This is a genomic window from Apolloniradiicaulis salifontis (assembly GCF_053756655.1).
In genome coordinates this window covers 333,635-356,467 of record NZ_CM132387.1, presented here as the reverse complement: position 1 = coordinate 356,467, position 22,833 = coordinate 333,635, and the positions used below count along the sequence as shown (strand labels likewise).

Sequence of the window (22,833 nt, the reverse complement as noted above, 5' to 3'; positions counted from 1 at the left end):
ACCGGCATGAGTAGCGAAGATCGCTTCGAATACGTCACCGTGAAGATCGGCGGCCAGCTGTTCGGCGTCGAGGTCCATGAGATCCGCGAGGTCTTCTCGCCCCAGGACGTCACCCGCGTGCCGCGCGCGCCCGGCGACATCGCCGGCCTGTTGAACCTGCGCGGGCGCATCGTCACCGCGGTGGAGGCCCGCTTCAAGCTCGGTCTGCCCCCGCGCGACGCCGGCGCCCCGGTGATGGCCCTGGGCCTTGAGCAGGGTTCGGAACTGTTCGGCGTCCTGGTCGACGAGGTGGGCGAGGTGATGCGGCTGAAACCCGACACCCTTGAGCCCTCGCCGGCCCATCTTGATCCGAAATGGCGCGCGCTTCTCAAAGGCGTGCACCGGCTCGACAACCAGCTTCTCGCTGTCCTCGACGTGCGCGCCCTGATCTCTTGGCGGGCCGCGGGTCTGGCGGCGTAACGGAGAGAAAGCGCCATGAAAACCTGCCTCGTCGTCGACGACAGCCGCGTCATCCGAAAGGTGGCGCGCCGCATCGTGGAAGGGATGGGCTTCGCCTGCGAGGAGGCCGGCGACGGCCAGCAGGCGCTGGACGCCTGCCGCAAGGCGATGCCCGACGCAGTGCTGCTGGACTGGAACATGCCGGTGATGAACGGGCTGGATTTCCTGATCAAGCTGCGCGCCGAACCCAACGGCAAGAAGCCGGTCGTGGTGTTCTGCACCACCGAAAACGACATGGCCCACATCTCCCAGGCCCTGCGCGCCGGGGCGGACGAATACGTGATGAAGCCGTTCGACGGCGACATCATCGAAAGCAAATTCGCCGAAACCGGCCTGGTCTGACCTGAAAGCGTGAACCCAGTGAGCGCAGCCGCCAATATCGATCCCCCCGCCGCCGGCGCCCTGCCCCGCGTGCTTATCATTGATGACAGCGCGGTGGTGCGCGGACTTGTGGCCCGCTGGGTCGAGCAGGATCCGCGCCTTGACGTCGCCGCCACCTGCGGCGACGGCGAGCAGGGCGTGCGCAAAGCCGGTGAGCTGCAGCCCGACCTGGTCGTGCTCGACATCGAAATGCCGCGCATGGACGGGCTCACCGCCCTGCCCCTGATCCTGAAAGCCGCGCCGCGCGCGCGCGTCGTGATGGCTTCCACCCTGACCCGCAAGGGCGCGGAAGTGACCATGCGCGCCCTGTCGCTGGGCGCCGCCGACTATGCACCCAAGCCCGAAGCGGGCCGGGTCGCGGGCGCGGACGCCTATCGCGATTCCCTGATCGCCAAGCTGGTGGCGCTGAGCCCGCGCTATCGCTCCCAGCCCTCCACCTTCATCGCGCCTGCAAACCAGCCGGCGCCGCGCCTGGCGCCGGTCTACCCGTCAACGCCGCGCACCCTTGTGACCACCCGCCCGGGACTGATCGCCATCGGATCGTCCACCGGCGGTCCCCAGGCCCTGCGCGAGGTGATGAGCGCCCTGCCCCAGGATACGCGCGCGCCCATCGTCATCACCCAGCACATGCCCAAGCTGTTCACCGCCATCCTGGCCGAGCATCTGACCAAGTGCGGATTACCGGCGAGCGAGGCGAGGCATGGCGAGATTCTGCGCGCCGGCCATGTCTATGTCGCGCCGGGTGATTTCCACTTCACCGTTCATTCTGACCGCACCGGATTGCGCGCCCAGCTGGACCAGACTCCGCAAGTGAATTTCTGCCGCCCGGCGGTGGACCCGCTGTTTGAAAGCTGCGCCGCGGCCGCGGGCCGCGCGCTTCTGGCGGTTGTGCTGACCGGCATGGGCCATGACGGGCGCGACGGCGCGCGCGCGGTGCGCGCGGCCGGCGGCCAGGTGATCGCCCAGGACCAGGCCTCCAGCGTGGTCTGGGGCATGCCCGGCGCGGTGGCCGAGGCCGGCCTCGCCGATCAGATTTTACCTTTGAATGATATCGGCCCGGAGCTTGCCCGGCGCCTGAAAGGGACGATATGAGCGCGCTTCCCCCCGCCAAGTTCGACTTTCTCTCCAATGATGTGAGACAGCGCACCGGGCTCATGCTCGGGCCGGAGAAGGCCTATCTCGTAGATTCGCGCCTTGGCCCGCTGGCGCGCAAGGAAGGCTTTGCGTGCGTGGAGGCCCTCATCGACGCCATGATGCGCGGCGATCGCCAGCTCTGCATCGCCGCGAGCGAGGCGCTGGCGACCCACGAGACCTTCTTCTTCCGCGACAAGACCCCGTTCGAGCTCTATGAAAAAACCATCGCGCCGGCGCTGAAAGCTGCGCGCGCGGGCCGGTCCTTGAAGGTCTGGTGCGCCGCGGCGAGCTCGGGCCAGGAGCCCTATTCGCTGGCCATGCTGGCCGAAGAAGGCCTGACGCCGCCCGCCGACATCCTGGCCACCGATATGAGCGGCCCGGTTCTGGAGAAGGCGCGCGCCGGGGTCTACACCCAGTTTGAAGTGCAGCGCGGCCTGCCGATCCAGCGCCTGGTGAAGCATTTCGATCAGGCCGGCGAAAGCTGGAAGATCAAGCCGGCGATCCGCCAGAAAGTCCGCTTCGAACAGAGCAATCTGCTGGAGGACTTCTCCCGCTACGGCAGGCTGGACGTGATCTTCTGCCGCAACGTGCTGATTTATTTTGATATCCAGGCCAAGGCCAAGATCCTCGACCGCCTCGCCGCCCAGCTGGCCGATGACGGCTATCTGGTGCTGGGCGCCGCCGAAACCGTGGTGGGCCTCACCGAGGCCCTGCGCCCGGTGCCCGGCCAGCGCGGCCTCTACGCCAAACCCGCCACGGCCGCCAAGAGCGCCGCTGCGGCGTGAGCGCCCGGCCTGGCGGACCCAGCCTCTCACCCGCGGCCTTTAGAGTGAACGCTCACTCATAAAGCGGTGGGGCCGGGATCAACCTGGACGCCGGAGCGGCGAAAGCGGGCGTGCAAGTTTACGCAAACGCCTCAGCCGCAGACGCGGGCCGTCCTGGCGACGAAGGTGAAGCGGGTGCTGGGCTGAGCGTGGAGATATGGCGCGGCGAAAACGCCGCGCTTGAGACGCTGCGCCTACCAGCGCGCCTGCAGGCCGAAGCCGAGATAGTGCTCTTCGTCTTCCCAGTCCTCAGTGCCGAGGGTGAATTTGCGCACCTCGCGCACATAGCCCACCGAGGCGTAGGCGTGATCGCTGAGTTCCATGGCGACGCCGAGATGGGAGTCGCCCACCGTGGTCGAGGCCGAGACCGGCGCCACGGTGAACTCGCGCAGACCGCCGGCGGCCACCGCATAGCTTTCCCGGCCTGCACCGCCCACAAGCCACCAGTTGGGCTCGTTTGGACCGGCGGGCGGAGCGTAGGAGAGGTCCAGACCCAGCGCCTCTCCCGACCAGGCGGAGCTCGACTGAACGCTGGCGCGCGGCGATATCTGGACGGCGCCCGCGCCGGGCTCTTCGCGCCGGGGCGGCGACGCCATGAAGCGTGCGGCGCGCGCCTCGCGGCCCAGCACGGAGGCGGCCACGGCGCGCGAGGCCTCGGAGACTTCGATATCGGCGAAATCAGCGGCGGACACGCGCCCGATCTCCGGCGGCGTCAGGGGGATCGCAGACCGGTCTCCAAAACCGGAGCCCGACCCGGAGCCCAAACGGGCGGCGGAACTGGAAGCGGCGCTCGAGGCCGTCGATCCGCCCGACGCCGATGAGACCCCAGATGCAGACATCGCGCCCGGCGCAAGAGCGGCGAAACTCGCACCCCCGGCCACCAGCGCGGCCAAAACCAGCTCGAAGCGTCTTACCAAGCGCACATGCGTCCCCCGACTAATACGAATATTAGGACGCGATTAACGGTCGAACGCAAGCCTTTTCAGGGCGAATTCAACCAGCAAGATCCGTCAACTCGTATAAGTCGCCAGGACGATCGCGCCTTGGCGTGCGAGAGCCTTTTCAGCGAAGATGGACGTCGGCGTCGCAGGCCTAAAAAGCGGCGAGTCAAAGATCTGGAGCGATATCGGTCGATCAGAATCGACTGATATCGCGTTAGTGCGCCGAGCGCCGCATGCGGCCTGCGATCTCGTCCATCTCCGCCTGTTCGGCCGCCCGCAGCGTGTCCTGAATGCGCGAGAGCCTGCGCTCTTCCAGAAGCTCGAATTTCTTCAGCTCGCCGTAGGCGGTCTCCAGACGCTCGCGCAGGCCGTCGGCCTGGGCGTCCACCTCGTCGAGGCTGAGCCGCAGCTTCTCCTTGCGCTGGATCACCGAGCGCGCATAGCTGCCATAGGCCAGATAGCCGTCCTTGCTCTCGCCCGCCACGGCCTGCTCTTCGGGAACGCTTTCCTCGAGCCTGTCGATCTGGTCGTGAATCGAGACGCGAACCTGCTCGATATCGGCCATCTGCTTTTGCAGCTCTTCGACTTTAAAGCGCGCCAGCCTGATCAGCGGCGCATGAGATCTCGTCGCCATGCCTTACCCTCCATCACCCAGAATTCCGGACAGGACCGCGAAACTCTCTTCGATCGAAGAGGTGTCGTCTTTCGCCTGCCCCAGAATGTTTTCAAGCGGTTCGTTGACCGCAATCGCCCGGTCCACCTCCGGGTTCGACCCGGGCGTATAGGCCCCGAGCCGAATGAGCTCCTCCATGTCGGCATAGGCCGCCAGGAGGCCGCGCGCCCGCTTGGCCAGAGGCGCCTCTTCGGGCGCATAAACCTCCGGCGCGGTGCGCGAAATTGATTTCAAGACGTCGATCGCCGGGAAGCGGCCGCGCTCGGCGATGGCGCGGCTCATCACGATATGGCCGTCCAGAATGCCGCGCACCGCATCGGCGATGGGCTCGTTATGGTCGTCGCCGTCCACCAGCACGGTGAACAGGCCGGTGATCGATCCGGTCCCTTCCAGGCCCGGCCCCGCGCGCTCCAGCAGCGCGGGCAACTCGGCGAACACAGACGGGGTGTAGCCGCGCGTGGTGGGCGGTTCTCCGGCTGCAAGCCCGATCTCGCGCTGGGCCAGCGCAAAGCGCGTCACCGAATCCATCAGGCAGAGCACGTTGAGGCCCTGATCGCGGAAATATTCAGCCGTGGCCATGGTGGTGTAGGCGGCCCGGCGGCGGGCCAGGGCGGGCGCGTCGCTGGTTTCTGTGACGACGACGGATTTCACCCGGCCTTCCGGGCCCAACACGTCCTCGACGAATTCACGCGCCTCGCGGCCCCGTTCGCCGATCAGGCCGATGACGATGACGTCGGCGCCTGATCCGCGCGCCAGCATGGACATGAGCACCGATTTGCCCACGCCCGACCCGGCGAACACGCCCAGGCGCTGACCTTTGCGCATGGGGGTGAAGATGTTCATGGCGCGCACGCCCAGCTCCAGCCGGTCGCCCAGGCGCTGGCGCGAATGGGCGCAAGGTGCGCGCCCTTTAAGCGGATAGGACGCATCCCCGGTGGCCAGAACGCCGAGCCCGTCGCGGGGCCGGCCGAAACTGTCGATCACCCGCCCCAGCCACGCCCGGCAGGGCTTTATCGCCGCGCCGCCCGGCTCGATCACCGCCCGCGCGCCGGGGCGCACGCCGGCCAGATCGCCATAGGCCATCATCAGGGCGGTCTCGCCGCGAAAGCCGATGATTTCACACCGCGAGGCGTCGCCGGACCCGGTGTCCAGGCGCACGCCGGCGCCCAGGGTCAACGCCTGGCGCGGCCCCTCCGCCTCGATGAGCAGGCCGTTCACCGCGCTCACGCACCCTTTGAAGGTACGCGTCTCCAGCGCATCGATCTCTTCGATCAGCCTGTCCACGCTTCATTCTCGCAGCGTTGCGGCGCGTTTTGCGCCCGTGTTGATACAAGCTTTAACCCAAACGCGGTTTCAGTCGCGTAAACGTCGCTGCGCGTTCGCAGCGCCCGCTTTAGCCGGTCACTGTTGACGGCTGAGCCTAAAAAGCCGTCAACCGGTTCCATTTCGGTGTCAAATGACTATTTTCCCCCGCTCGCCGCCCGAGACGGGTCCGGGATGTGGTCCGGGGCGGCTACTGGAGAACACCCGATTTCCAGACGGCCAGGGCCGCTCAGCAAGCCCTTGCAGGGCGTGCTGCGTCCGAGCCGAAGAAACACCGCACCGCGGGCGTCATCGCCGCCGCCGAGCACTCGACGACGAGGAAAGCGTCATGCCGCTTGATGGAAAGATTCACATCGCCGGGTCACGCCCGAAAAAGAAGGCGCAATCGCGCCGGCACAAGGACAATGTCTACGCGCGCATAGAAGAGACCAAGTTCAAGCGCTACATCGTCCATGATATCGCGCGCTATCGCGACTATGTGGATGCGGGCGGCGCGCAGGTCTATTCCCAAGCCGAGCTGGACGAGTTGGAGGCCGCCGGCGTGTCCGATCGCCTGCCGCCGCGCGCCACGGGCTATTATCTCGATCTGGCCAAGCGTTCAGAAGCGGTGAAGAACCTCATCAAGGCGCGCCCGGAAGAGATGGACGATCTGGCCGGCGAGGCCGACCCGTCAAACCAGCTCAAATACTCCCCGACGCCGGGCCTGTTGCACAAGTACGAGCTGATCCTTCTCTACGTGGTGCGCGCCTGCTCCAGCTGGTGCCGCTATTGCTATCGCTCCGACTTCCTCACCGGAAAGACCGAGAAGGACACCGCCTCGATCCACGAGATCACCGAGTATGTGGTCGGCCACAACGAGAAGGTGGCGCGCGGCGAGATCACCGACAAGCCGACGATTCGCGAGGCGCTTTTGTCCGGCGGCGATCCCATGGTGCTGTCGAACCGCAATCTGTTTGATTTTCTCAACGGCCTGGCCGAAGCGGGCCTGGAGATCATCCGCATCGGCACCAAGGAGATGGCCTTCTTCCCCGAGCGCTTTGACGACAATTTCTTCGAGATGCTGGACCTGTTCCACGAGCTGCACCCCCAGGTGCTGATCGCCTTCATGGTCCATTTCACGCACCCGGACGAGTTTCTGCGCATGGGCGAGGCCGGAGACCATATGCGCGACGAGCACGGCCGGCATTTGCGCAATCCGCTGGTGGAGCGCGCCGCGAAGGCCCTGCGCTCGCGCCCCTTCGTGACGCTGGAGAACCAGACGCCGATCATCGATTCGGTCAATGACGACGCCGATACGCTGCGCCTGATGCAGCAGGAATTAAAGCGCATGGGCGTGAACAATCACTATTTCTTCCAGTGCCGCGAGATCGAGGGCCACCGCGCCTTCGCCGTGCCGGTGGAACAGGCCTGGGCCCTGCACACGCAAAGCCAGCACGGCCTGTCCGGCATCGAACGCTCGCGCTTTGCGCTGTCCACCGAATCGGGCAAGATGGAGCTGGTGGCCGTCATCGACGGCGATGAGCGCCTCTCCCACCTGCCCGGCCCGCTGGGCGAGGCCATGGCCGAGGGCGTCGTCGTCTTCCGCCTGCACCGCACCCCCCATTCGGACCGGCAAAGCGATATCGTCATTGCACGGAGAAACCCGGACGCCCTGTGGATCACCGGCTATGAAGACCGCATCCTCTATGACGGCCGTGTGGCCGCCGGCGACGACAAATGGGGGCCTCTTCTGGCGGCGCTGGCGCCCGCGATGATGGACGCGGCGGAGTAGGGCGAAGGCTTTCCCCATAAAGGGGAGGGACTGAGAGCGCGGCCCCAAACCTCGCTCATCCTGAGGAGTCTTTTTGCGGACGCAAAAAGCCTCGAAGGACGCACAGCGCTCGATCCTGGGGGTCCTTTAAAGGCTCGCCTCTGGCTCGCACCTCGCAGATGAGGAGGACAGGGATATCGCAAGAAGAACGCCGCCCGCTCTGTCCTCCTCCTTGATGGGGGGGGGAGCCTGCCGAGATCGATCGAACAGGCGAACGCGCCGCGCGAAGCGCGGGGCGGAGGGGGTGACGGCGCCAGGGTTTCAGATCAGGGCGCCCGTCATCACACCCCACCCGTCAGGCTCCGCCTGACACCCTCCCCATCCAGGGGAGGGACAGAGGTGCGGTTCCTGTCCTCCCCCTTGATGGGGCGGTGCGATCGTGAGGGGCAATCGCAAGCCCGACCTGAATTCCCGGTCAAGGGCGAAACCCGCAGAGCCGGGATCTGGTGCAAGGTGATCAACAGGTCCCGGATCTGCGCCCCTTTTGGGGCTTGTCCGGGCATTCAAGGCTTGAATATTTTTCGCGAAGCTCGCTAGCCGCGCACCGGCGCCTGGCCGAAGCCGCTGGAAAACGTCCAGCCGTGATGGACCGGGCCGGAGCCCTGGCCGAGGCCGGGGGCGCGCTTTATCGCTTCGTGCAGGTAGTCGCCGCCCTGCTCCACCGCCCGGTCGAGGCTGAGGCCTTGCGCCAGCAGCGCCGCGATGGCGCTGGCCAGGGTGCAGCCGGTGCCGTGGGTGTGGCGGGTGCGGATGCGCGGGCGGGTGAAGAGGCGCACGCCGTTGCGGGTGGCCAGAAGATCGATCACGTCGCCGCTCTCCATATGGCCGCCTTTCACCAGGACAGCCTTGGCGCCGCGGCCCAAAAGGATCTCCGCGGCCTCGCGCTGGCCGTCCAGATCCTCCACCTCCACCCCGGTGAGCGCGCTCGCCTCGGGCATGTTGGGGGTGAGGAGGTACGCGCGCGGAACGAGAGAATCGCGGATCGCCGCCAGCGCGGTGTCGTCCACCAGCCGGTCACCGGAGGCGGCCACCATCACCGGATCGACAATGAGAGGGATCGACAGATCGCCGTGATCGTCCAGCGCTTTGAGAACGGTCGCAATGGTCTCAGCCGAGCCCAGCATGCCGGTCTTGATCACGTCTGCGCCGATATCCTCCAGCACCGCCGCGATCTGGCCGGCCAGGATGTCCTGCGGGACCGGATGCACGGCGCTGACGCCCTTTGTGGACTGCACCGTGATGGCGGTGATGGCGGTGGCGGCGTAACCGCCCAGCGCCGTCACTGTCTTTATGTCGGCCTGGATTCCCGCCCCGCCGGAACTGTCCGATCCGGCGATGGCGAGCACGCGGCCCTTGGGGTCTTCACGGTCGGTGAGCGGGCTGTCGTCGCGATGAATATCGTCGTCGGTCATGGCGTCGGTCCTGGAGGGGGCATGGATCGGCTCCGTTGTGCGTCGCTCCGTGAGCTAGAGGCCCCGGCCCCAATTCGCAAGACCGTACTCGCAAGACCGGGTTTGCAAGACTGCAGACAGAAACGGCCGGGCGCTCTTGCGCCCGGCCGTCCCCCCGTCCCTGGATCACCCCGGATCTAGAAGCGCATGCGGGCCTCAACGCCCCAGCTCGGTCCGCGGCGCAGCGTGCCGAAGAAGCCGCGCGGCGAGCCGCGATCGGCGCCCGCGGGCGCGGAGTTGGGCGAGAAGCTGGAGGCGATATACGGCGTCTGCAGCCAGCGCGTGGCCATCACGATGGAGTCTTCATCGGTGATGTTGCGGCCCCAGACCTGCAGGCGCAGATCGTCCCTTTCGATACCAAAGCGCAGGCCCATCAGGGTCGCGTCGCCGGTTTCGGCCAGATTGTGCACCTGAACGAATTTCGAGGACTCATAGGTCAGGTCAGACTGGACGAAGAAGTCCCACTGACCGCTCAGGATCGGGTAGCGCACTTCGCCGAAGGCTGACGCCTGATGCTCGGCGGTCAGCGGCAGCTGATTGCCGGCGATGGAGCAGTTTCCGGTCTGGCCGAAATAGGAGGTTCCGGTTCCAGGCGCGGAGGAGCCCGGCGTCAGGATGCCGCCGCCGGAGGTGAGCGTCCACTGGAAGTCGTCGCACCCTTCGGTGAACTCGGCATTGGTCCAGGCATAGGTCAGCCCGTAGGTGAACCAGTCGCTGGGCGCGTGATTCCACGCCAGCTCCACGCCGTAGATCTCCGCCGCGCCCTGGTTGACCGCGACCGAGTTGACCGCCGTGCCGCCGGTGTTGGCGATGGCCTGGGTGACCTGAACATTGGTGGCGTCGGTGTAGTAAGCCGCGCTGGTTAACACCGCGTCGCCGCCGAAATAGCTGTTCTTGTAGCCGATTTCGAAGTTGTCGGACTCTTCCTGGTCGTAGGAGTCGCGATTGATCGCAGCGCCGTCCGACCCGTTCAGGCCGCCCGGCTTCACGCCCTGGGCGTAGACTGCATAGACCGTGCCCGAACCCAGCTGGTAGTCCAGCGTGACGCGGGGGGTGAAGCTGTCGAACGTGCCCTCCTGGGCGAGCGACACCGCGCCGGCGGCGTATTCCTCGCGGGTCTTTTCTTCTTCGGCGACACGGGCCTCGACGGTCATCGTCAAACGCTCGTTGAAGTCATATTCAACCAGGCCGAACACCGCCTGGTTGGTGGTGGTCAGCACGTTGCTGATCACGCCGCCAGTGGCCAGATCATTGAAGTTGAAATCGAAATTGTCTTCGGTCTGGTCGTAGACATACGCCCCGATCATCCAGCGCAAGGCCCGGTCGGCGGGCGATTGCAGCTTGGCCTCGAACGAGTAGTCGGAGGTCTCCCCGCGGGTGGTGTTCGCGAAGAAAGGCTCCGCGCCGGTGAAGGCGGGGGCGAAGGAGAACCAGTTGACGCTGGAATGGTCGGAATCCGAGCCGAAATAGTCTTCCTCGGCCCGGCCTGCGCCGTTCAGCGTGAGCACATAGCCAGAGCCGCCGATATCCCAGTTGGAGATCACCGTCGCCAGCACCCCGTCGCGGGCGATTCCGTCGAAGGCCGTCCCGTCCGCGGTGGAGTATACGTCCTGGCCCAGCGCCGGCAGGAACGGCAGGCCGTTCAGATTGGTGAAGACCGCGCCGTTCAGCGGCACGCCGTCCACCGCGCGCCGGCCGGTCGCCGGTCCGGTGTTCAGCGCCACGATGCCGGGCTGGATCACGCCGCAGAAATACTGGTTGGTGTTGGTCGAGCCCGAGCGCGGCCAGTAGGCGTTGGACCGATAGCCCGGCGCGCAATTATTGGACTGCGACGGCTGCAGGAAGAGCGGCAGCGTGCCGTCCTGATCCTCGTAATACATGATCCGGCCGCGCACGTCCCAGTTGGGCGTGAAGCGGGCGTCCAGCACGCCGGAAATCGACAGCGAGTCTTCCGATCCCACCGTGTCGCCGGTGACCGCGTTGTTCCATTCGCCGTCATACTGATAATCGCGCACCGTCAGCGAGTATCCCAGCCGGTCGCCGGCCAGCGGGCCGGCCACGCGCAGGGAGAAGTCGCTCTCGCCATAGGTGCCGGCGCGAATCGTGGCGTTGGCTTCAAACTCTTCCGGGGCGCCGCGTGTGACGTAGTTGATGGCGCCGGCATAGGTGTTGCGGCCGTAGAGCGCCGACTGGGGACCCTTGATCACTTCGACGCGCTCGATATCGTTGGGATCAAGCGAAGAGATCGAGCCGGGATAGTAGATGCCGTCGATGAAGTAGGCGGTCCCCGATTCCACTCCGAACTGCACGCCGGCCAGCACGTTGGACTGGCCGCGGATCACGGGGCGCTCGGTGGAGCGGCCGAAAGCGGCGGAGAAGGACAGGCCCGGCGTGAAGCGGGCGATGTCGTTGACGCTGGAAATGCCCAGCCGCGAAATGTCGGAATCGGTGAAGGCCGTGACCGCCACCGGCGCTTCAAGCAGGCTTTCCTCGCGGCGCCGGGCCGTGATCGTGATCACGTCCTGGGCGGTCGAGGCTTGCGCTTCGGGCGCGGCTTCCTGGGCGTTTGCGGCCGGAACCGCCATGCCGGTCAACGCAAGAATCGCCGCCGACGTCGTCAGAGTAAACTTGGTCACCTGTCATTCTCCCCTACGCGGCCCGGTGGGCCTTCGCGTCGCCTGTCCGCCGACCGTTCGCGCGGCCTTGTTTAGCGGAGATGGCATATTGATATATCATTTAGCGCGCAGTCGCCCCTCTTCGTCTAGGGGTATGCGGCCATGGGCGTCTCAGTGTTGCAATTACGTTACAAAACTGGCCGCCGGCTTGGACCGACGGCCGTTTTTGAAGACCGCTAGTTGCGGTCCGGCGCTTCAATCTCGCCGCTGGCCACGTCGCGATAATAGATCCAGCTCGTGACATTCTCCCGGTCGTCATCCAGAGGCGGCGGGCTGGTGTATTCGGGATAGTGCGCGGCGATCTCGGCCTTGAAGAAGTCGGGCAGCTCGTCCCAGCTGTCCAGCTTGGTGCCGGCGGTGTGCATGTAGATCACCCCCTCGCGCCCGTTCATCCTCATCCAGGGCAGCCAGTCGCTCATGCGCACCCAGCCCACCTCCACATCGGCGGTGGTTTGCGCCGGATCGGTGAGGTTGGAGACATTGCCGAAGAAGTTGAACATTTCGGTGGCGTGATAGGTGCCGCCGATCTCGGCCTCGAACTCGCTGGCCAGCGGGTTGGGATACCAGAGCGGCACCGTGGCGGTCTGCCAAAAATCATCGCCCTGGATCGAGCCGCGGAAAGCGGCGGGGCCGCGCGGCCCGTTGGGGAAGCTGGGCGCGCGCGAATTGACCGGATCATTGGCCACGTGCAGCACGTCCACGGTCTCGCCGGTCCAGGGATTGTCCCAGGTGGAGAGGATCTCGTTGGTCTCCGGATCAAGATAGAGCAGCAGCTCCCGGCTCACCATGCGGTAGCCGGTTCCGTATTCGGGGTGCTCGATCGTGGCGCAGGCGCGCACATTCATGCCCTCGACGCGGAACATGCGCCGGTCCGGCTCACCCTGGCGCCGCGAGAAGGCGTAGCCGTGCCAGTAGAAAGTCACCGGCTCGCCGTCCACGGTGGAGCAGGCGATCTTGCGGTTCATCTCCACGACATGGTCGGGATTTTCAAAGCTGAGCGGATCCTGCGCGGCGGCCGCCGAAACGGCGAACACGCCTGCGCCCAGCGCGGCGATCAGGGTTTTCATGACTGTCTCTCCTCCTCGGCGATCTGAAGCCGCCGCATCTAAATGGTATATCATTTGATTTCGGACGCCGGATCAAGCTTTTTTGGAGGGGCGGGGTCTGGGTGGGCGTCGGGGCTCAGTCTTTGGAAGGTGGCTTCGCCAAGCTCTGGAGACGCCGCGCTCGCCATCTCACCCCACCCGACCCGAGGCTCCGCCTCGGCCCACCCTCCCCATACAGGGGAGGGACAAAGATCCGTGCTGATGTCCTCCCCCTTGATGGGGGGTGAGCCTGCCGAAATCGATCCGGGGGAATCGATCGAACAGGCGAACGTCGGCGCAGCGGACGGAGGGGGGTGACGGGGACGGGGCGCAGGACGGAAAGGGCGGGCCGCCTCAGTGAAAATCCCGGCTCGCCGGGATGATCTGCGAGCCTGCGAATCCGAGGCTGCGTTTGGGTTTCTCGCGGGGATCGCCGCCGGGACGGGCGATTTCGTCGGCATGGGCGAGCGCGGTGTCCAGCCCGCCCTCGGTGAGGGTGGAGAGCGCCGGGGTCCAGTCCACCAGCTGGTCGGCCACCAGATGGATCACGTCGCCCTCGCGCTGCAGCTTGCCGGTGACGGCCAGGAGCTTGGCCCCGATCACCACCCGGCGGAAGCGCGCGAACACGGCCGGCCAGATGATGACGTTGGCGACGCCGGTCTCGTCCTCCAGCGTGGCGAAGATCACGCCCTTGGCCGAGCCGGGGCGCTGGCGCACCAGCACAAGGCCCGCCACGCCCATCCGGGCGCCGTTGCGCGCCGTTGAAAGATCGGCGCAGGTGCGATAGCCGGCCTGGCGCATGGTCTCGCGCAGGAAGCTCATGGGGTGGGCTTTCAGCGACAGCGACAGCGTGGAGTAATCGCGCGCCACCTCTTCAGACAGGCCCATCACCGGAAGCCGCGCGCCGGAGAGATCCGGCGCATGAGCCTCGCCGCCGGCTGCGAACAGCGGCAGGTCCGGCCCCGGCTGGGCCAGCGCCCGCCAGCCGGCTTCGCGCCGGGAGGCGAGCGAACCGAACGCGTCCCCGGCGGCCAGCCGATCGGTCTCGCCGCGCTGCAGGCGCGCGCGCCGCGCCAGATCCTCGACGCTGTCAAACAGTCCGCCCTCCTGGCGCGCCGCCATGACGCGCGCCGCAGTGATTTCGCTCAGCCCCTTGATCTGTCTGAGGCCCAGTCGCACCGCCCGGCGGGCGCCGCCTTCAGGCGTGGCGGGCGGCCCGTCAAAAGGAGCAAGCGCCTCCAGCGTGCAATCCCAGTCGGAGGCGTTCACATCGGGCGGGCGCACGATGACGCCGTGCTCGCGCGCGTCGCGCACCAGCTGGGCCGGGGCGTAAAATCCTAAAGGCTGGCTGTTCAGCATGGCGGCCAGAAACGCGTCTGGATAGTGACGCTTGATCCAGCAGGAGACATAGACGATGAGCGCAAAGCTCGCCGCGTGGCTTTCGGGAAAGCCGTATTCGCCAAAACCCTCCAGCTGCTTGAAGCAGCGCTGGGCGAACTCGGGCTCGTAGCCGTTGGCGATCATGCCCGCCATCAGCTTTTCGCCCATCTCCTGGATCGTGCCGGCGCGCCGGAAGGCCGCCATGGAGCGGCGCAATTTATCCGCCTCGCTGGGGGTGAAGCCCGCCGCGACGATGGCGATCTTCATCGCCTGCTCCTGAAACAAAGGCACGCCCAGGGTCTTGCCCAGCACCTCCTCCAGCGCCTTTGAGGGATACTCCACCGTCTCCTTGCCCTCGCGGCGGCGCAGATAGGGGTGAACCATGTCACCCTGGATCGGGCCGGGACGCACGATCGCCACCTCGATCACCAGATCGTAGAATTTGCGCGGTTTCAGGCGCGGCAGCATGGTCATCTGCGCCCGGCTCTCGATCTGGAAGACGCCCAGCGTGTCGGCCTTGCAGATCATGTCGTAGACGCGGCTGTCCTCGGCCGGAACTTCTGAAATGGTGAGATCGCGGCCATAGGCCTCTCTGATGATCTCAAAGCTCTTCTGGGTGGCGGTGAGCATCCCCAGCCCCAGCACGTCCACCTTCATCAGGCCCAGCGCGTCGATATCCTCCTTGTCCCATTCAATGGCCGTGCGCTCGGGCATGGCGGCGCGGCGCACCGGCACGATCTCGTCCAGGCGCCCCAGCGTGATGACGAAGCCGCCGGGATGCTGGGAGAGATGGCGGGGAAAGCCCTGCAGCGCGCGCGCCGCCCCCAGCGCCCGGCGCAGGGCGGGACTGTCGGGATCCAGGCCCAGCTCATCGCGGATCACCGCGTCGGTGATCCCCTCGCGCCAGCCCCATACCGCTTTGGACAGCGCCGCGATGACGTCGCCGGACAAACCAAAAGCCTTGCCCGCCTCGCGGATCGCGCCGCGGGGGCGATAGCAATTGACCACCGCGGTCATGCCGGCGCGCCGGCGTCCGTACTTTTGATAGACGTACTGGATCACCTCCTCGCGGCGCTCATGTTCGAAATCCACGTCGATATCAGGCGGCTCGCCGCGTTCCGCCGAGACGAAACGTTCAAACAGAAGGTCGATCTTGGAGGGGTCCACCTCGGTAACGCCGATGGCGAAGCACACCGCGGAATTCGCCGCCGAGCCTCGCCCCTGGCACAAAATGCCCTGGCTGCGCGCAAACCGGATGAGATCGTACACGGTGAGAAAATAGCTGGCGTAATCAAGCTGCTCGATGAGCCCCAGCTCGTAATCGATCGCCTTGCGGGTCTTGTCCGGCGTGCCTTGCGGCCAGCGGCGCGCCTCGCCTTCGCCTGTGAGCCGGCGCAGGGTCTGCATGGGCGTTTCGCCCGGCCCGATCACTTCGTCGGGATAGTCATAGACCAGCTCGGTGAGTTGAAACTCGATTGCGTCGGCGAGTGCGGCGGTGCGCGCCACCGCCTCTTCATAGCCGGAAAACAGGCGCGTCATTTCTGCGCCGGATTTCAGATGGCGCTCGGCGTTGGCCTCCAGCATCCGGCCGGCCGCCTCGATCCTCACATGCTCGCGAATGCACGTGACCACGTCCTGCAGAAGCCGGCGTTCGGGCGCGTGATACAGCGCGTCGGTGGTGGCCACGGTCTCCACCCCCAGATCCAGCGCCAGCCGGCTCTGGCGCAGAAGCCGCGCCCCGTCGCGCCCGTCAAAGCGGCGCACCAGCGCCAGATGCACCGGGCTGGCGCTGGCCCGCACGAAGGCCGCGGCGCAGCTCATCCAGCAGGCGTCCTCGTCGGGGGGCGGGATGAGGATCTGCACCTGATCCTCGCCCAGCTGCTCCCCCGCGGCCGCGAGGCTGACATGGGGATCGCCCGGCTCCCCGGCGAATTGCGCATCGGTGAGAAAGCGCGACAGGCGGGCGTAGGCGGTGCGGTTTTTCGGCAGGCAGACCAGCTCCACCCCCTCGCCCGTCACCAGCCGGCATCCCACCAGGATCTTCACCCCGTGCTCACGGCCCGCCAGATGGGCGCGCACCACGCCGGCAAGCGTGTTGCGATCGGCCACCGCCAGGGCGGCGAGCCCCAGGCGCGCCGCCGTCTCCACCATCTCATGGGGATGGCTCGCCCCGCGCAGGAAGGAGAAATTGGTGGCGGCGGCGAGCTCGGCGAAAGCGGTCATGGCGAAGCCTTGAAGCGTTGCGTCCTTCGAGGCTTTTGCTTTGCAAAAGACTCCTCAGGATGAGGACAGTCAGCGTCCAAATTCATCCTCATCCTGAGGTGCGAGCCAAAGGCGAGCCTCGAAGGACCGGCGGGATGGAGCGCTCCGCGCTCCATCACCCGGCTCCGTGGACGAACCAGGCGGGACGGTCGGTTTCGCGCCCGTAGAGGCCCTCGCGGTAGAGCCAGAAGCGGCGGCCTTCGCCCGTCTCGACCCGGAAATAATCGCGCACCTTGCCAGGGCCCGAGCCCGGCGGGGCGCGCCACCATTCAGGCGCGATGCGTTCGGGGCCTTCGGCGCGCAGGACCGTGTGGCGCACCCGGCGCCAGGTGAAGAGCCGCGGCGGCCCGTCGGGAATCTCGGCCACCGCCTGCGCCGGTTCGGCGCGCTCGAAGATCAGCAAGGGCCGGCGCTCCAACCGGTTCGGCCAGGCGCACGGCGGCGCCCCCGCCCCCACCCCGGCCCAGCGCGCAGCACGTTCGGGGATATGGCTGTTTCCCGGACGGGCGCGCCGGGCGGCGCCCTCGCCCAGGCGGGCATCCAGCCGGTCGGCCAGGCGGGCCGCGTCGGAACTGGCGCCGGCCTCGCCGGTGAGATCGGTCTGGGCGTGATCCAGGCGCCGGGCGAGCGCCGCGCCGGCCTCCACCAGATCGATCCCGAAGCCGATATCAATGCCGGACCGCTCCAGCCGCTCGCCCATGAGGCGGGAGAGATGGGCCGGGTCCCGGCTGGGCGCCGCCGCCCCGATCATGAGATCGCGCGCCGCGCCGTCCACCCGGTACAGCGTCAGGCGCAGGCGGGTGGCGCCCAGACCCTCGGCCTTCAGCGCCTCGCACAGCTTTTCAATGGCGCGCGAGACTGCCTCCTTGATGGCGCTTTGCGTCTGCAAGGCTTCCGCAAACCGCACCCGCGCGCGCAGATCGGCCTGGGGCTTCAACGGGGTGAGGGTTTCACGCTCGGCGCCGGACGCCTGATCGAGGCGGCGCACCAGCGCCAGGCCGAAACGTTTGGCCAGCGAGGCGCGCGGCAGACCCAGAAGATCGCCGGCGGTCGCCAATCCGAAGCGGCGCAGCCTGGCGGCCGTATCGCCGATGCGCAGCGCCTCCACCGGGACCGCGTCCAGCGCCGGGCGCGCCGCATCGACGCTGACCCAGCCGCACCGGGCCTGAACGGCGCTGGTGCGCGCCAGCGCCCAGGCCAGCCCGATCGTGGGCGCGGCGGCGGCGCTGGCGGTGAGGCCCAGAGCACGCGTCTCGTTCACCAGCTGGTCGAGCAGGCGGTCCTCGCCGCCAAAGACCTGCGCACATCCGGTGATGTCCAGCAGCACCCCGTCGAGGCCCGGAGTGAGCGCATCCGGCGCGGTCCACGGCGAGAACCGTCCGCACCAGCGCGCAAAGCGAATGAGCGCCGCCCGGTCGCCCCCGGAATCGGCGGCGCGCGCGGCCATGAGCGGCGCCAGGGCGCGCGCATCGGCCACATTCATGGCCGGGCTCAATCCCGCGCGCTCGGCGTTGGGCGTCAACGCGTAAAGCCGCTCCCCGCCGGCGCCGGCCTGCGTGAGCACGAAGGGAGTCGCCTCGCTGTCAGCCGGTTGCGGCTTGAGGCGCTCGGTGGGCCAGCGCGGCAGGCTCAAGGCGGCGTAGCGCATCGTCTTCCCATTCCAGTTCGAACCGGTCCGGCGCGCCGCCGCGACGGCGCTCCAGCACGGCGATGAGTTTCTGGCTTCCAAGCCCCTGCAGCCCGCCCGCCCCGCGCCAGGGCGCCGGCGCGCCGGGCGAGGCGGCGATGCGCCAGCGGGTGAGCGCGGCGCTGGTCCCGTCCGCGTCATGGGCGCGCGCCACCAGGATCTGGCCGCCCTTGGCCTTCGCCGCCGCATGAAGACGACGCGAGGCGGTGAGGTCATAGCCCCTTGCGGCGCCGGCCTCGCCGAACACCAGCGCGCCAGCTTTCAACGCCTCCTCCATGGCCCACAGCGCGTCCGCGCCGGGGCGCGCATCCACGCGCATGAGGCGGGCCGGATCGAGCCCGGCCTGGCGCAGCCCGTCGGGGCACGGCGCGCCGAAATCAAGCCGGCTCTCCCCGCTGGCGCGCACCCAGACCAGCAGGCGGTCGCCGGGCAGGCCCGCCAGCCAGCGCACTGCAAAGGCATAGGCCGCCGGCGCATCGAGATAGGTGTGCGGCCTGAGATCATGGAGCCCGGCCTGGGCCCGGAAGCCCGCCAGCGGATCGGCGTCGTTCGCCGCCAGAGCGGCGGGAGAGGCCGCAAGAGAAGCCGGCGTGCGCGGCGCCTCCAGGCGCGGCCGTCCCGGCTGCACGAAACCGTGCCCGTCCGCCTCAAGGGCGGCGATCTTCGCCTTCAGCGCAGCCAGGCGCCCTGCCCGTTCGAAGACGGCTCCGGACCCGGCGCGCAGGCTCTCGGTCTCGCGCTCGCGTGCGGCGCGGGTCATGGGACGCTCTCCCGTCATCACCGGATCAAAACTCGCCGCCGCACCCGTGAAGGCGTTTCGGCGGGCTTTCCAATTTCTATGTTCTATTTTTGTTCTTGTCCCTGACGGAGTCAAGGGCGCCATGCGGGGGAAATCGCCCCCGCTCCATCAGCGCATCGGCGTGGCGAGTCCGGTAAAAACCCAAGCTAAACTGGAGTAATTAAGAACTCGATTTAGTTCTTTATAAGAATCTTGCGGAAAATAATATATTACAAATATATAGTTTCAATTTTTATTTATTCGTGCTTTATGAGCTCACCCATAGCCAGCGTGTGTTCATCTCCGGGCGTGGGCGCTTTGCGTCCCAACGTCAAAATTCATTTCCGCCCGCGCCCTGTGCGCGGCCGCGGGCAGGAGACACGCCCATGACCCGAAACCTTTCACCCCGTCTGCTCTATGGCCTCGCCGCCGTCCTGCTCGTGCTTGTCGGTGCGGTCGGCTATGCGCTCTGGCGCGACAGCCAGACCCGTTCCATCGAGTTCTCCGTCGGCGACAATGGCATCTCGATCTCGGAAAACTGATCCAGTTTCGAGCCTCCACAGCGCCACGACCGCCCTGTTTTCATCCGCATTTTTTTAATCAAGCAGCTGACGCGTACCGCGCGTATCATGCGCCGTATCGTCAATGATCTGCCCTCACACAGGAGACATGCCCATGTCACGCATCGCCACCCTTTTCGTCTGCTTTCTCATGCTCGTCAGCCTGACCGCCTGCAACACGATGCGCGGCGCCGGCCAGGATCTGGAAAACGCCGGCGAAAGCGTCCAGGACGCCGCCGAGGGCTGATCCAGCCCGCCTTCAACAGAAAAACGCCCCGCCGGAGCTTCCGGCGGGGCGTTTTCATAAAGCCCGGACGAGCGCCCCGCCTGGAGCGATTGAGGTCGATTCTGATCGCCCAATATCGCTCTAGACCTTTGACTTGCGGCCTTTGCGAACCGCGAACCCAGCACCCGCTTTCGCTGAAAAGACGCTAGATGCGCCGGATCAGACGCAGCAGCAGCAAAATGATCACAGCGCCCACCGTGGCGCCGATGATTGAGCCCACAATGCCTTGACCGCTGGCGATGCCCAGCTGACCGAACACCCAGCCGCCGACAAAGGCTCCAATGATCCCCACAACGATATTGCCAAGCAAACCCAACCCATAGCCCTTGACGATCAGTCCGGCCAACCAGCCGGCGACCGCGCCGATAAGCAGCCAAATCAGTAACGTTTCAATTGTCATTTTAATATTCCCGATGCCTGGATGGCACGTACTTATAATACACGAAATTTAACTTTAATGCACTTTTAAATTTATAAAATCTTCTTTGTATCCCACACCCGGCCTTTAGGCGTTTCTCTAAGCCAGTTCTGCATCCATAGCTTTTCGCCGACGCCGGGCGGGTGTTCGATGTCCGCTTGAATGCGGGCGCCTCCTGCGCCTTCCGGCTTGGCCCTGCGCCGGGCGGCCGGCCGGACGGGAGGCCGGCCGGCGGGTTTGTGCACCCGGGCGCGCCCCGATATACAAGCGGTCCGGCCCCGGCGACAGGACGCGTGGCTCACACCTGTGGAGGCGGCGATGCGTCTGACCAATTTCTCCAACTACGCCCTGCGCATCCTGCAGTTCGCGGCGGTCCGCGATCCTGACCATGTGCGCATGGAGGACGTGGCCGCCGCCCACGGCATCTCCCGGCACCATCTGCTGAAGGCGGCCAATTTCCTGGCCAAGAAAGGCTTTCTGGAAATCGTGCGCGGCCGCGGCGGCGGCGTTCGCCTGGCCCGCCCGGCGAACGCCATCAGCGTCGGCGAGGTGGTGCGCCAGACCGAAGGGCCCATCGAGCTGGTGGAATGCTTCAACGCCCAGACCAATACCTGCCCGCTGATCGGCGTATGCCGGTTGTCGGCTGCGCTGAAACGGGCCCTGGCCGCGTTCCTGGACGAGCTTGACCCCGTCACCATCGCCGATATCGCCGCCAACCGGGAGGCGCTGTCCCTGCGCCTCGGCCCGCGCGGCGAATAGGCCGGACCTATGCGGCGCCATGCCGCTATCGAAAGGGGCTATACCCGGCATCGCTAAAAGTAGTAAGATAAATACGAGTTTTAGGGAGATCCTCTCCAGACGCCGCCGCATCCCGCGGCCCTGACCGAATGGAATGACCTATGAACACGCAACCCACCGCCGCCCGCCTGCCCGGCATCAACCAGCCCGCGCCGGACTTCACCGCCCCCACCACCCATGGCGAGCGCTCGCTCGCCGATTACAGGGGCAAATGGCTGATCCTGTTTTCCCACCCGGCCGACTTCACGCCGGTCTGCACCACCGAATTCATCGCCTTCGCCAACGCCCAGGAGCGTTTTGCGGCGATGAACACCGAGCTACTCGGCCTGTCCATCGACAGCCATTTCGCCCACATCGCGTGGATGCGGAACATCAAGGAAAAGTTCGGCGTGGAGATCAAATTTCCAATCATCGCCGACCTCTCCATGGCCGTGGCCGGCGCCTACGGCATGATTCAGCCGGGCGCCTCGGACACGGCGGCGGTGCGCGCCACCTTCGTAATCGACCCTGAGGGCGTGCTGCGCGCCATGGTCTACTATCCCATGAGCAACGGCCGCTCGATCGAGGAGTTCGTGCGTCTGGTCCAGGCGCTGCAGGTCTCCGACGCCGAGAAAGTGGCGACCCCGGAAGGCTGGACGCCGGGCGACAAGGTCATTGTCCCGCCGCCCGCAACCGCCGACGCCGCCGAAGCGCGCGGCGGCGAGGGCTATGAAACCGTGGACTGGTATTTCTCCAAACGCGCCCTCTGACGCCGGAGCCGGCGGCGGGGTTCGCCCCGCCGCCGATGCGCCCCCAACCAAAGCCCCCCGAACGACCCTGAACGGAGCCCACCATGACCCTCTTCCTGGCAGCCCTCACCGGCCTGGCCCTGGGCGCCGCCGGCGCCCAGCCGGCCGAACCCGCCGACATCCGGACGGCTGAAGCCCGGACCGCCGAGGCCCCGACCGCCGAGGCCCCGGCGCACATCCTCACGGTGATCACCACGCCCGACCCGCAGACCCAGCTGATGGCGCTGATCCTCGCCCGCGCCAGCATCCAGGCCGGGGCCGGCGGGCAGGTCCTCCTGTGCGGCCCGGCGGGCGATCTCGCCCTCTCAGAACCGCCCGACACGGCGACCGCAGAACAGGCGCCCCGCGGCGCAAGCCCGCACGGCCTTCTGACCGGCCTGATTGAACAGGGCGTCACCGTGGAGGTCTGCGCGATTTATCTGCCCAACAGCCCGCATCGCGAAGAGGATCTTCTGGAGGGCGTCACCGTGGCGGCGCCGCCGGAGATCGCCGCGATCATGACCGCGCCGCACACGCGCTTGTTCACCTTCTAAACCGAGCATCGCCAAGGTCTTGGCGGGCGGGCGCGGGGCGTTCATAAGACGGGGATGGACCCGCTCGCCCTCGCCTTCACGCTCGGCCTGCTCGCTGCGCTCGTCGCGCTGGCGATCATCGACGCGCGCACATTGCGCCTGCCCGACAAGCTGACCCTGCCGCTGATCGCCACCGGGCTGATGGCGGCCTGGGTGCTGGAGGCGCCGGTCTGGCTGCACCTTTTGGGCGCCGCGCTGGGCTATCTCACTTTGGTGGCCATCGAGACAGGGTATCTCAAAGTGCGCGGCCGGGCGGGACTGGGACGCGGCGACGCGAAGCTGTTCGCCGCCGGCGGCGCCTGGTGCGGCGCGCTGGCCCTGCCGCTCATCCTGCTGGTGGCGAGCGCCTCGGCGCTGCTTTACGTGCTGGTGATGCGCGTGGCCGCCGGGCGCCGGTTTCAGGTGGATCTGATGATCGCCTTCGGCCCGTTCCTGGCCTTCGCCATCGGGCTGATCTATCTGCTTCAGGGCGCCGGACTGACGGGCGCGGCCGGGTTCTGAACGCCCGC

At 66.9% G+C, this 22,833-nt stretch carries 21 protein-coding genes; 11 read left to right on the top strand and 10 right to left on the bottom strand.

The window, feature by feature from the left end; translation table 11 throughout:
* Nucleotides 1-6: 6 nt before the first annotated feature.
* From ACWCOP_RS01615 to ACWCOP_RS01600, 4 genes are read left to right on the top strand one after another with little or no spacing between them, the layout of a single operon-like run.
* Nucleotides 7-459: a chemotaxis protein CheW gene (locus tag ACWCOP_RS01615; RefSeq protein ID WP_478249476.1), complete on the top strand. Its 453-nt coding sequence runs from the start codon at nucleotides 7-9 to the stop codon at nucleotides 457-459.
* A gap of 15 nt (nucleotides 460-474) precedes the next feature.
* Entirely contained in the window at nucleotides 475-840 is a 366-nt protein-coding gene (locus ACWCOP_RS01610; RefSeq protein ID WP_478249475.1) for a response regulator, read from the top strand.
* A gap of 18 nt (nucleotides 841-858) precedes the next feature.
* Nucleotides 859-1,971 (top strand): protein-glutamate methylesterase/protein-glutamine glutaminase, encoded by a 1,113-nt coding sequence (locus ACWCOP_RS01605; RefSeq protein ID WP_478249474.1) that lies wholly within the window; start codon nucleotides 859-861, stop codon nucleotides 1,969-1,971.
* The gene (locus ACWCOP_RS01600) at nucleotides 1,968-2,798 is read left to right on the top strand and encodes a CheR family methyltransferase (protein WP_478249473.1); all 831 of its coding nucleotides are present in this window, start codon (nucleotides 1,968-1,970) and stop codon (nucleotides 2,796-2,798) included. Before ACWCOP_RS01605 ends, ACWCOP_RS01600 begins: the two co-directional genes overlap by 4 nt.
* Before the next feature lie 233 nt (nucleotides 2,799-3,031).
* Here the strand turns inward: ACWCOP_RS01600 and ACWCOP_RS01595 are convergent, their stop codons facing one another.
* The 3 genes from ACWCOP_RS01595 to fliI form a co-directional block, all read right to left on the bottom strand.
* Complete coding sequence (locus ACWCOP_RS01595; RefSeq protein ID WP_478249472.1) at nucleotides 3,032-3,529, bottom strand: hypothetical protein; 498 nt, start codon at nucleotides 3,527-3,529, stop codon at nucleotides 3,032-3,034.
* Between the two features lie 463 nt (nucleotides 3,530-3,992).
* Nucleotides 3,993-4,412, bottom strand: a complete 420-nt coding sequence (fliJ, locus tag ACWCOP_RS01590; RefSeq protein WP_478249471.1) for a flagellar export protein FliJ — start codon at nucleotides 4,410-4,412, stop codon at nucleotides 3,993-3,995.
* A gap of 3 nt (nucleotides 4,413-4,415) precedes the next feature.
* Nucleotides 4,416-5,735, bottom strand: coding sequence for a flagellar protein export ATPase FliI (gene fliI, locus ACWCOP_RS01585; RefSeq protein ID WP_478249470.1), 1,320 nt, complete (start codon nucleotides 5,733-5,735; stop codon nucleotides 4,416-4,418).
* A 367-nt stretch (nucleotides 5,736-6,102) separates the two neighbouring features.
* Here fliI and ACWCOP_RS01580 point away from each other — a divergent pair, with 367 nt between their 5' ends.
* Nucleotides 6,103-7,545, top strand: a complete 1,443-nt coding sequence (locus tag ACWCOP_RS01580) for a KamA family radical SAM protein (RefSeq protein ID WP_478249469.1) — start codon at nucleotides 6,103-6,105, stop codon at nucleotides 7,543-7,545.
* Nucleotides 7,546-8,117: 572 nt separating this feature from the next.
* Here the strand turns inward: ACWCOP_RS01580 and thiD are convergent.
* The 6 genes from thiD to ACWCOP_RS01550 form a co-directional block, all read right to left on the bottom strand.
* Complete coding sequence (thiD, locus tag ACWCOP_RS01575) at nucleotides 8,118-8,996, bottom strand: bifunctional hydroxymethylpyrimidine kinase/phosphomethylpyrimidine kinase (RefSeq protein ID WP_478249468.1); 879 nt, start codon at nucleotides 8,994-8,996, stop codon at nucleotides 8,118-8,120.
* Nucleotides 8,997-9,172: 176 nt separating this feature from the next.
* Nucleotides 9,173-11,671 carry a TonB-dependent receptor gene (locus ACWCOP_RS01570; protein WP_478249467.1) on the bottom strand — a complete coding sequence of 833 codons (2,499 nt, stop codon included), beginning with the start codon at nucleotides 11,669-11,671 and terminating at the stop codon, nucleotides 9,173-9,175.
* A gap of 215 nt (nucleotides 11,672-11,886) precedes the next feature.
* Complete coding sequence (locus ACWCOP_RS01565; protein ID WP_478249466.1) at nucleotides 11,887-12,777, bottom strand: DUF1838 family protein; 891 nt, start codon at nucleotides 12,775-12,777, stop codon at nucleotides 11,887-11,889.
* Nucleotides 12,778-13,149: 372 nt separating this feature from the next.
* A complete protein-coding gene (locus ACWCOP_RS01560; RefSeq protein WP_478249465.1) occupies nucleotides 13,150-16,398 on the bottom strand; it encodes an error-prone DNA polymerase in 3,249 nt (1,082 codons plus the stop codon).
* 154 nt (nucleotides 16,399-16,552) lie between these two features.
* Complete coding sequence (locus ACWCOP_RS01555) at nucleotides 16,553-18,085, bottom strand: Y-family DNA polymerase (protein ID WP_478249464.1); 1,533 nt, start codon at nucleotides 18,083-18,085, stop codon at nucleotides 16,553-16,555.
* Nucleotides 18,021-18,884 carry a hypothetical protein gene (locus ACWCOP_RS01550; protein WP_478249463.1) on the bottom strand — a complete coding sequence of 288 codons (864 nt, stop codon included), beginning with the start codon at nucleotides 18,882-18,884 and terminating at the stop codon, nucleotides 18,021-18,023. The genes ACWCOP_RS01555 and ACWCOP_RS01550 overlap by 65 nt, the downstream gene beginning before the upstream one ends.
* Before the next feature lie 404 nt (nucleotides 18,885-19,288).
* Between ACWCOP_RS01550 and ACWCOP_RS01545 the strand changes: the two genes are divergently transcribed.
* Nucleotides 19,289-19,444, top strand: a complete 156-nt coding sequence (locus ACWCOP_RS01545) for a hypothetical protein (protein WP_478249462.1) — start codon at nucleotides 19,289-19,291, stop codon at nucleotides 19,442-19,444.
* A gap of 133 nt (nucleotides 19,445-19,577) precedes the next feature.
* Entirely contained in the window at nucleotides 19,578-19,709 is a 132-nt protein-coding gene (locus ACWCOP_RS01540; RefSeq protein WP_478249461.1) for an entericidin A/B family lipoprotein, read from the top strand.
* A 184-nt stretch (nucleotides 19,710-19,893) separates the two neighbouring features.
* On the opposite strand, the gene ACWCOP_RS01535 is transcribed toward ACWCOP_RS01540, so the two are convergent.
* The gene (locus ACWCOP_RS01535) at nucleotides 19,894-20,148 is read right to left on the bottom strand and encodes a GlsB/YeaQ/YmgE family stress response membrane protein (protein WP_478249460.1); all 255 of its coding nucleotides are present in this window, start codon (nucleotides 20,146-20,148) and stop codon (nucleotides 19,894-19,896) included.
* Nucleotides 20,149-20,484: 336 nt separating this feature from the next.
* On the opposite strand from ACWCOP_RS01535, the gene ACWCOP_RS01530 reads away from it, so the two are divergent.
* The 4 genes from ACWCOP_RS01530 (at nucleotide 20,485) to ACWCOP_RS01515 (ending at nucleotide 22,825) form a co-directional block, all read left to right on the top strand.
* Nucleotides 20,485-20,925, top strand: coding sequence for an RrF2 family transcriptional regulator (locus tag ACWCOP_RS01530; RefSeq protein ID WP_478249459.1), 441 nt, complete (start codon nucleotides 20,485-20,487; stop codon nucleotides 20,923-20,925).
* 140 nt (nucleotides 20,926-21,065) lie between these two features.
* Nucleotides 21,066-21,713 carry a peroxiredoxin gene (locus tag ACWCOP_RS01525; RefSeq protein ID WP_478249458.1) on the top strand — a complete coding sequence of 216 codons (648 nt, stop codon included), beginning with the start codon at nucleotides 21,066-21,068 and terminating at the stop codon, nucleotides 21,711-21,713.
* 83 nt (nucleotides 21,714-21,796) lie between these two features.
* Nucleotides 21,797-22,285, top strand: a complete 489-nt coding sequence (locus tag ACWCOP_RS01520; protein ID WP_478249457.1) for a DsrE family protein — start codon at nucleotides 21,797-21,799, stop codon at nucleotides 22,283-22,285.
* A gap of 54 nt (nucleotides 22,286-22,339) precedes the next feature.
* Nucleotides 22,340-22,825, top strand: a complete 486-nt coding sequence (locus ACWCOP_RS01515; protein WP_478249456.1) for a prepilin peptidase — start codon at nucleotides 22,340-22,342, stop codon at nucleotides 22,823-22,825.
* Nucleotides 22,826-22,833 lie beyond the last annotated feature (8 nt).

Bases quoted from the DNA above. Each gene is read 5' to 3' on its own strand.
- ACWCOP_RS01615 (WP_478249476.1), top strand. From the start codon at position 7: ATGAGTAGCGAAGATCGCTTCGAATACGTCACCGTGAAGATCGGCGGC.
- ACWCOP_RS01610 (WP_478249475.1), top strand. From the start codon at position 475: ATGAAAACCTGCCTCGTCGTCGACGACAGCCGCGTCATCCGAAAGGTG.
- ACWCOP_RS01600 (WP_478249473.1), top strand. From the start codon at position 1,968: ATGAGCGCGCTTCCCCCCGCCAAGTTCGACTTTCTCTCCAATGATGTG.
- fliJ (WP_478249471.1), bottom strand. From the start codon at position 4,412: ATGGCGACGAGATCTCATGCGCCGCTGATCAGGCTGGCGCGCTTTAAA.
- ACWCOP_RS01580 (WP_478249469.1), top strand. From the start codon at position 6,103: ATGCCGCTTGATGGAAAGATTCACATCGCCGGGTCACGCCCGAAAAAG.
- thiD (WP_478249468.1), bottom strand. From the start codon at position 8,996: ATGACCGACGACGATATTCATCGCGACGACAGCCCGCTCACCGACCGT.
- ACWCOP_RS01565 (WP_478249466.1), bottom strand. From the start codon at position 12,777: ATGAAAACCCTGATCGCCGCGCTGGGCGCAGGCGTGTTCGCCGTTTCG.
- ACWCOP_RS01560 (WP_478249465.1), bottom strand. From the start codon at position 16,398: ATGACCGCTTTCGCCGAGCTCGCCGCCGCCACCAATTTCTCCTTCCTG.
- ACWCOP_RS01555 (WP_478249464.1), bottom strand. From the start codon at position 18,085: ATGCGCTACGCCGCCTTGAGCCTGCCGCGCTGGCCCACCGAGCGCCTC.
- ACWCOP_RS01550 (WP_478249463.1), bottom strand. From the start codon at position 18,884: ATGACCCGCGCCGCACGCGAGCGCGAGACCGAGAGCCTGCGCGCCGGG.
- ACWCOP_RS01545 (WP_478249462.1), top strand. From the start codon at position 19,289: ATGACCCGAAACCTTTCACCCCGTCTGCTCTATGGCCTCGCCGCCGTC.
- ACWCOP_RS01540 (WP_478249461.1), top strand. From the start codon at position 19,578: ATGTCACGCATCGCCACCCTTTTCGTCTGCTTTCTCATGCTCGTCAGC.
- ACWCOP_RS01535 (WP_478249460.1), bottom strand. From the start codon at position 20,148: ATGACAATTGAAACGTTACTGATTTGGCTGCTTATCGGCGCGGTCGCC.
- ACWCOP_RS01530 (WP_478249459.1), top strand. From the start codon at position 20,485: ATGCGTCTGACCAATTTCTCCAACTACGCCCTGCGCATCCTGCAGTTC.
- ACWCOP_RS01525 (WP_478249458.1), top strand. From the start codon at position 21,066: ATGAACACGCAACCCACCGCCGCCCGCCTGCCCGGCATCAACCAGCCC.
- ACWCOP_RS01520 (WP_478249457.1), top strand. From the start codon at position 21,797: ATGACCCTCTTCCTGGCAGCCCTCACCGGCCTGGCCCTGGGCGCCGCC.
- ACWCOP_RS01515 (WP_478249456.1), top strand. From the start codon at position 22,340: ATGGACCCGCTCGCCCTCGCCTTCACGCTCGGCCTGCTCGCTGCGCTC.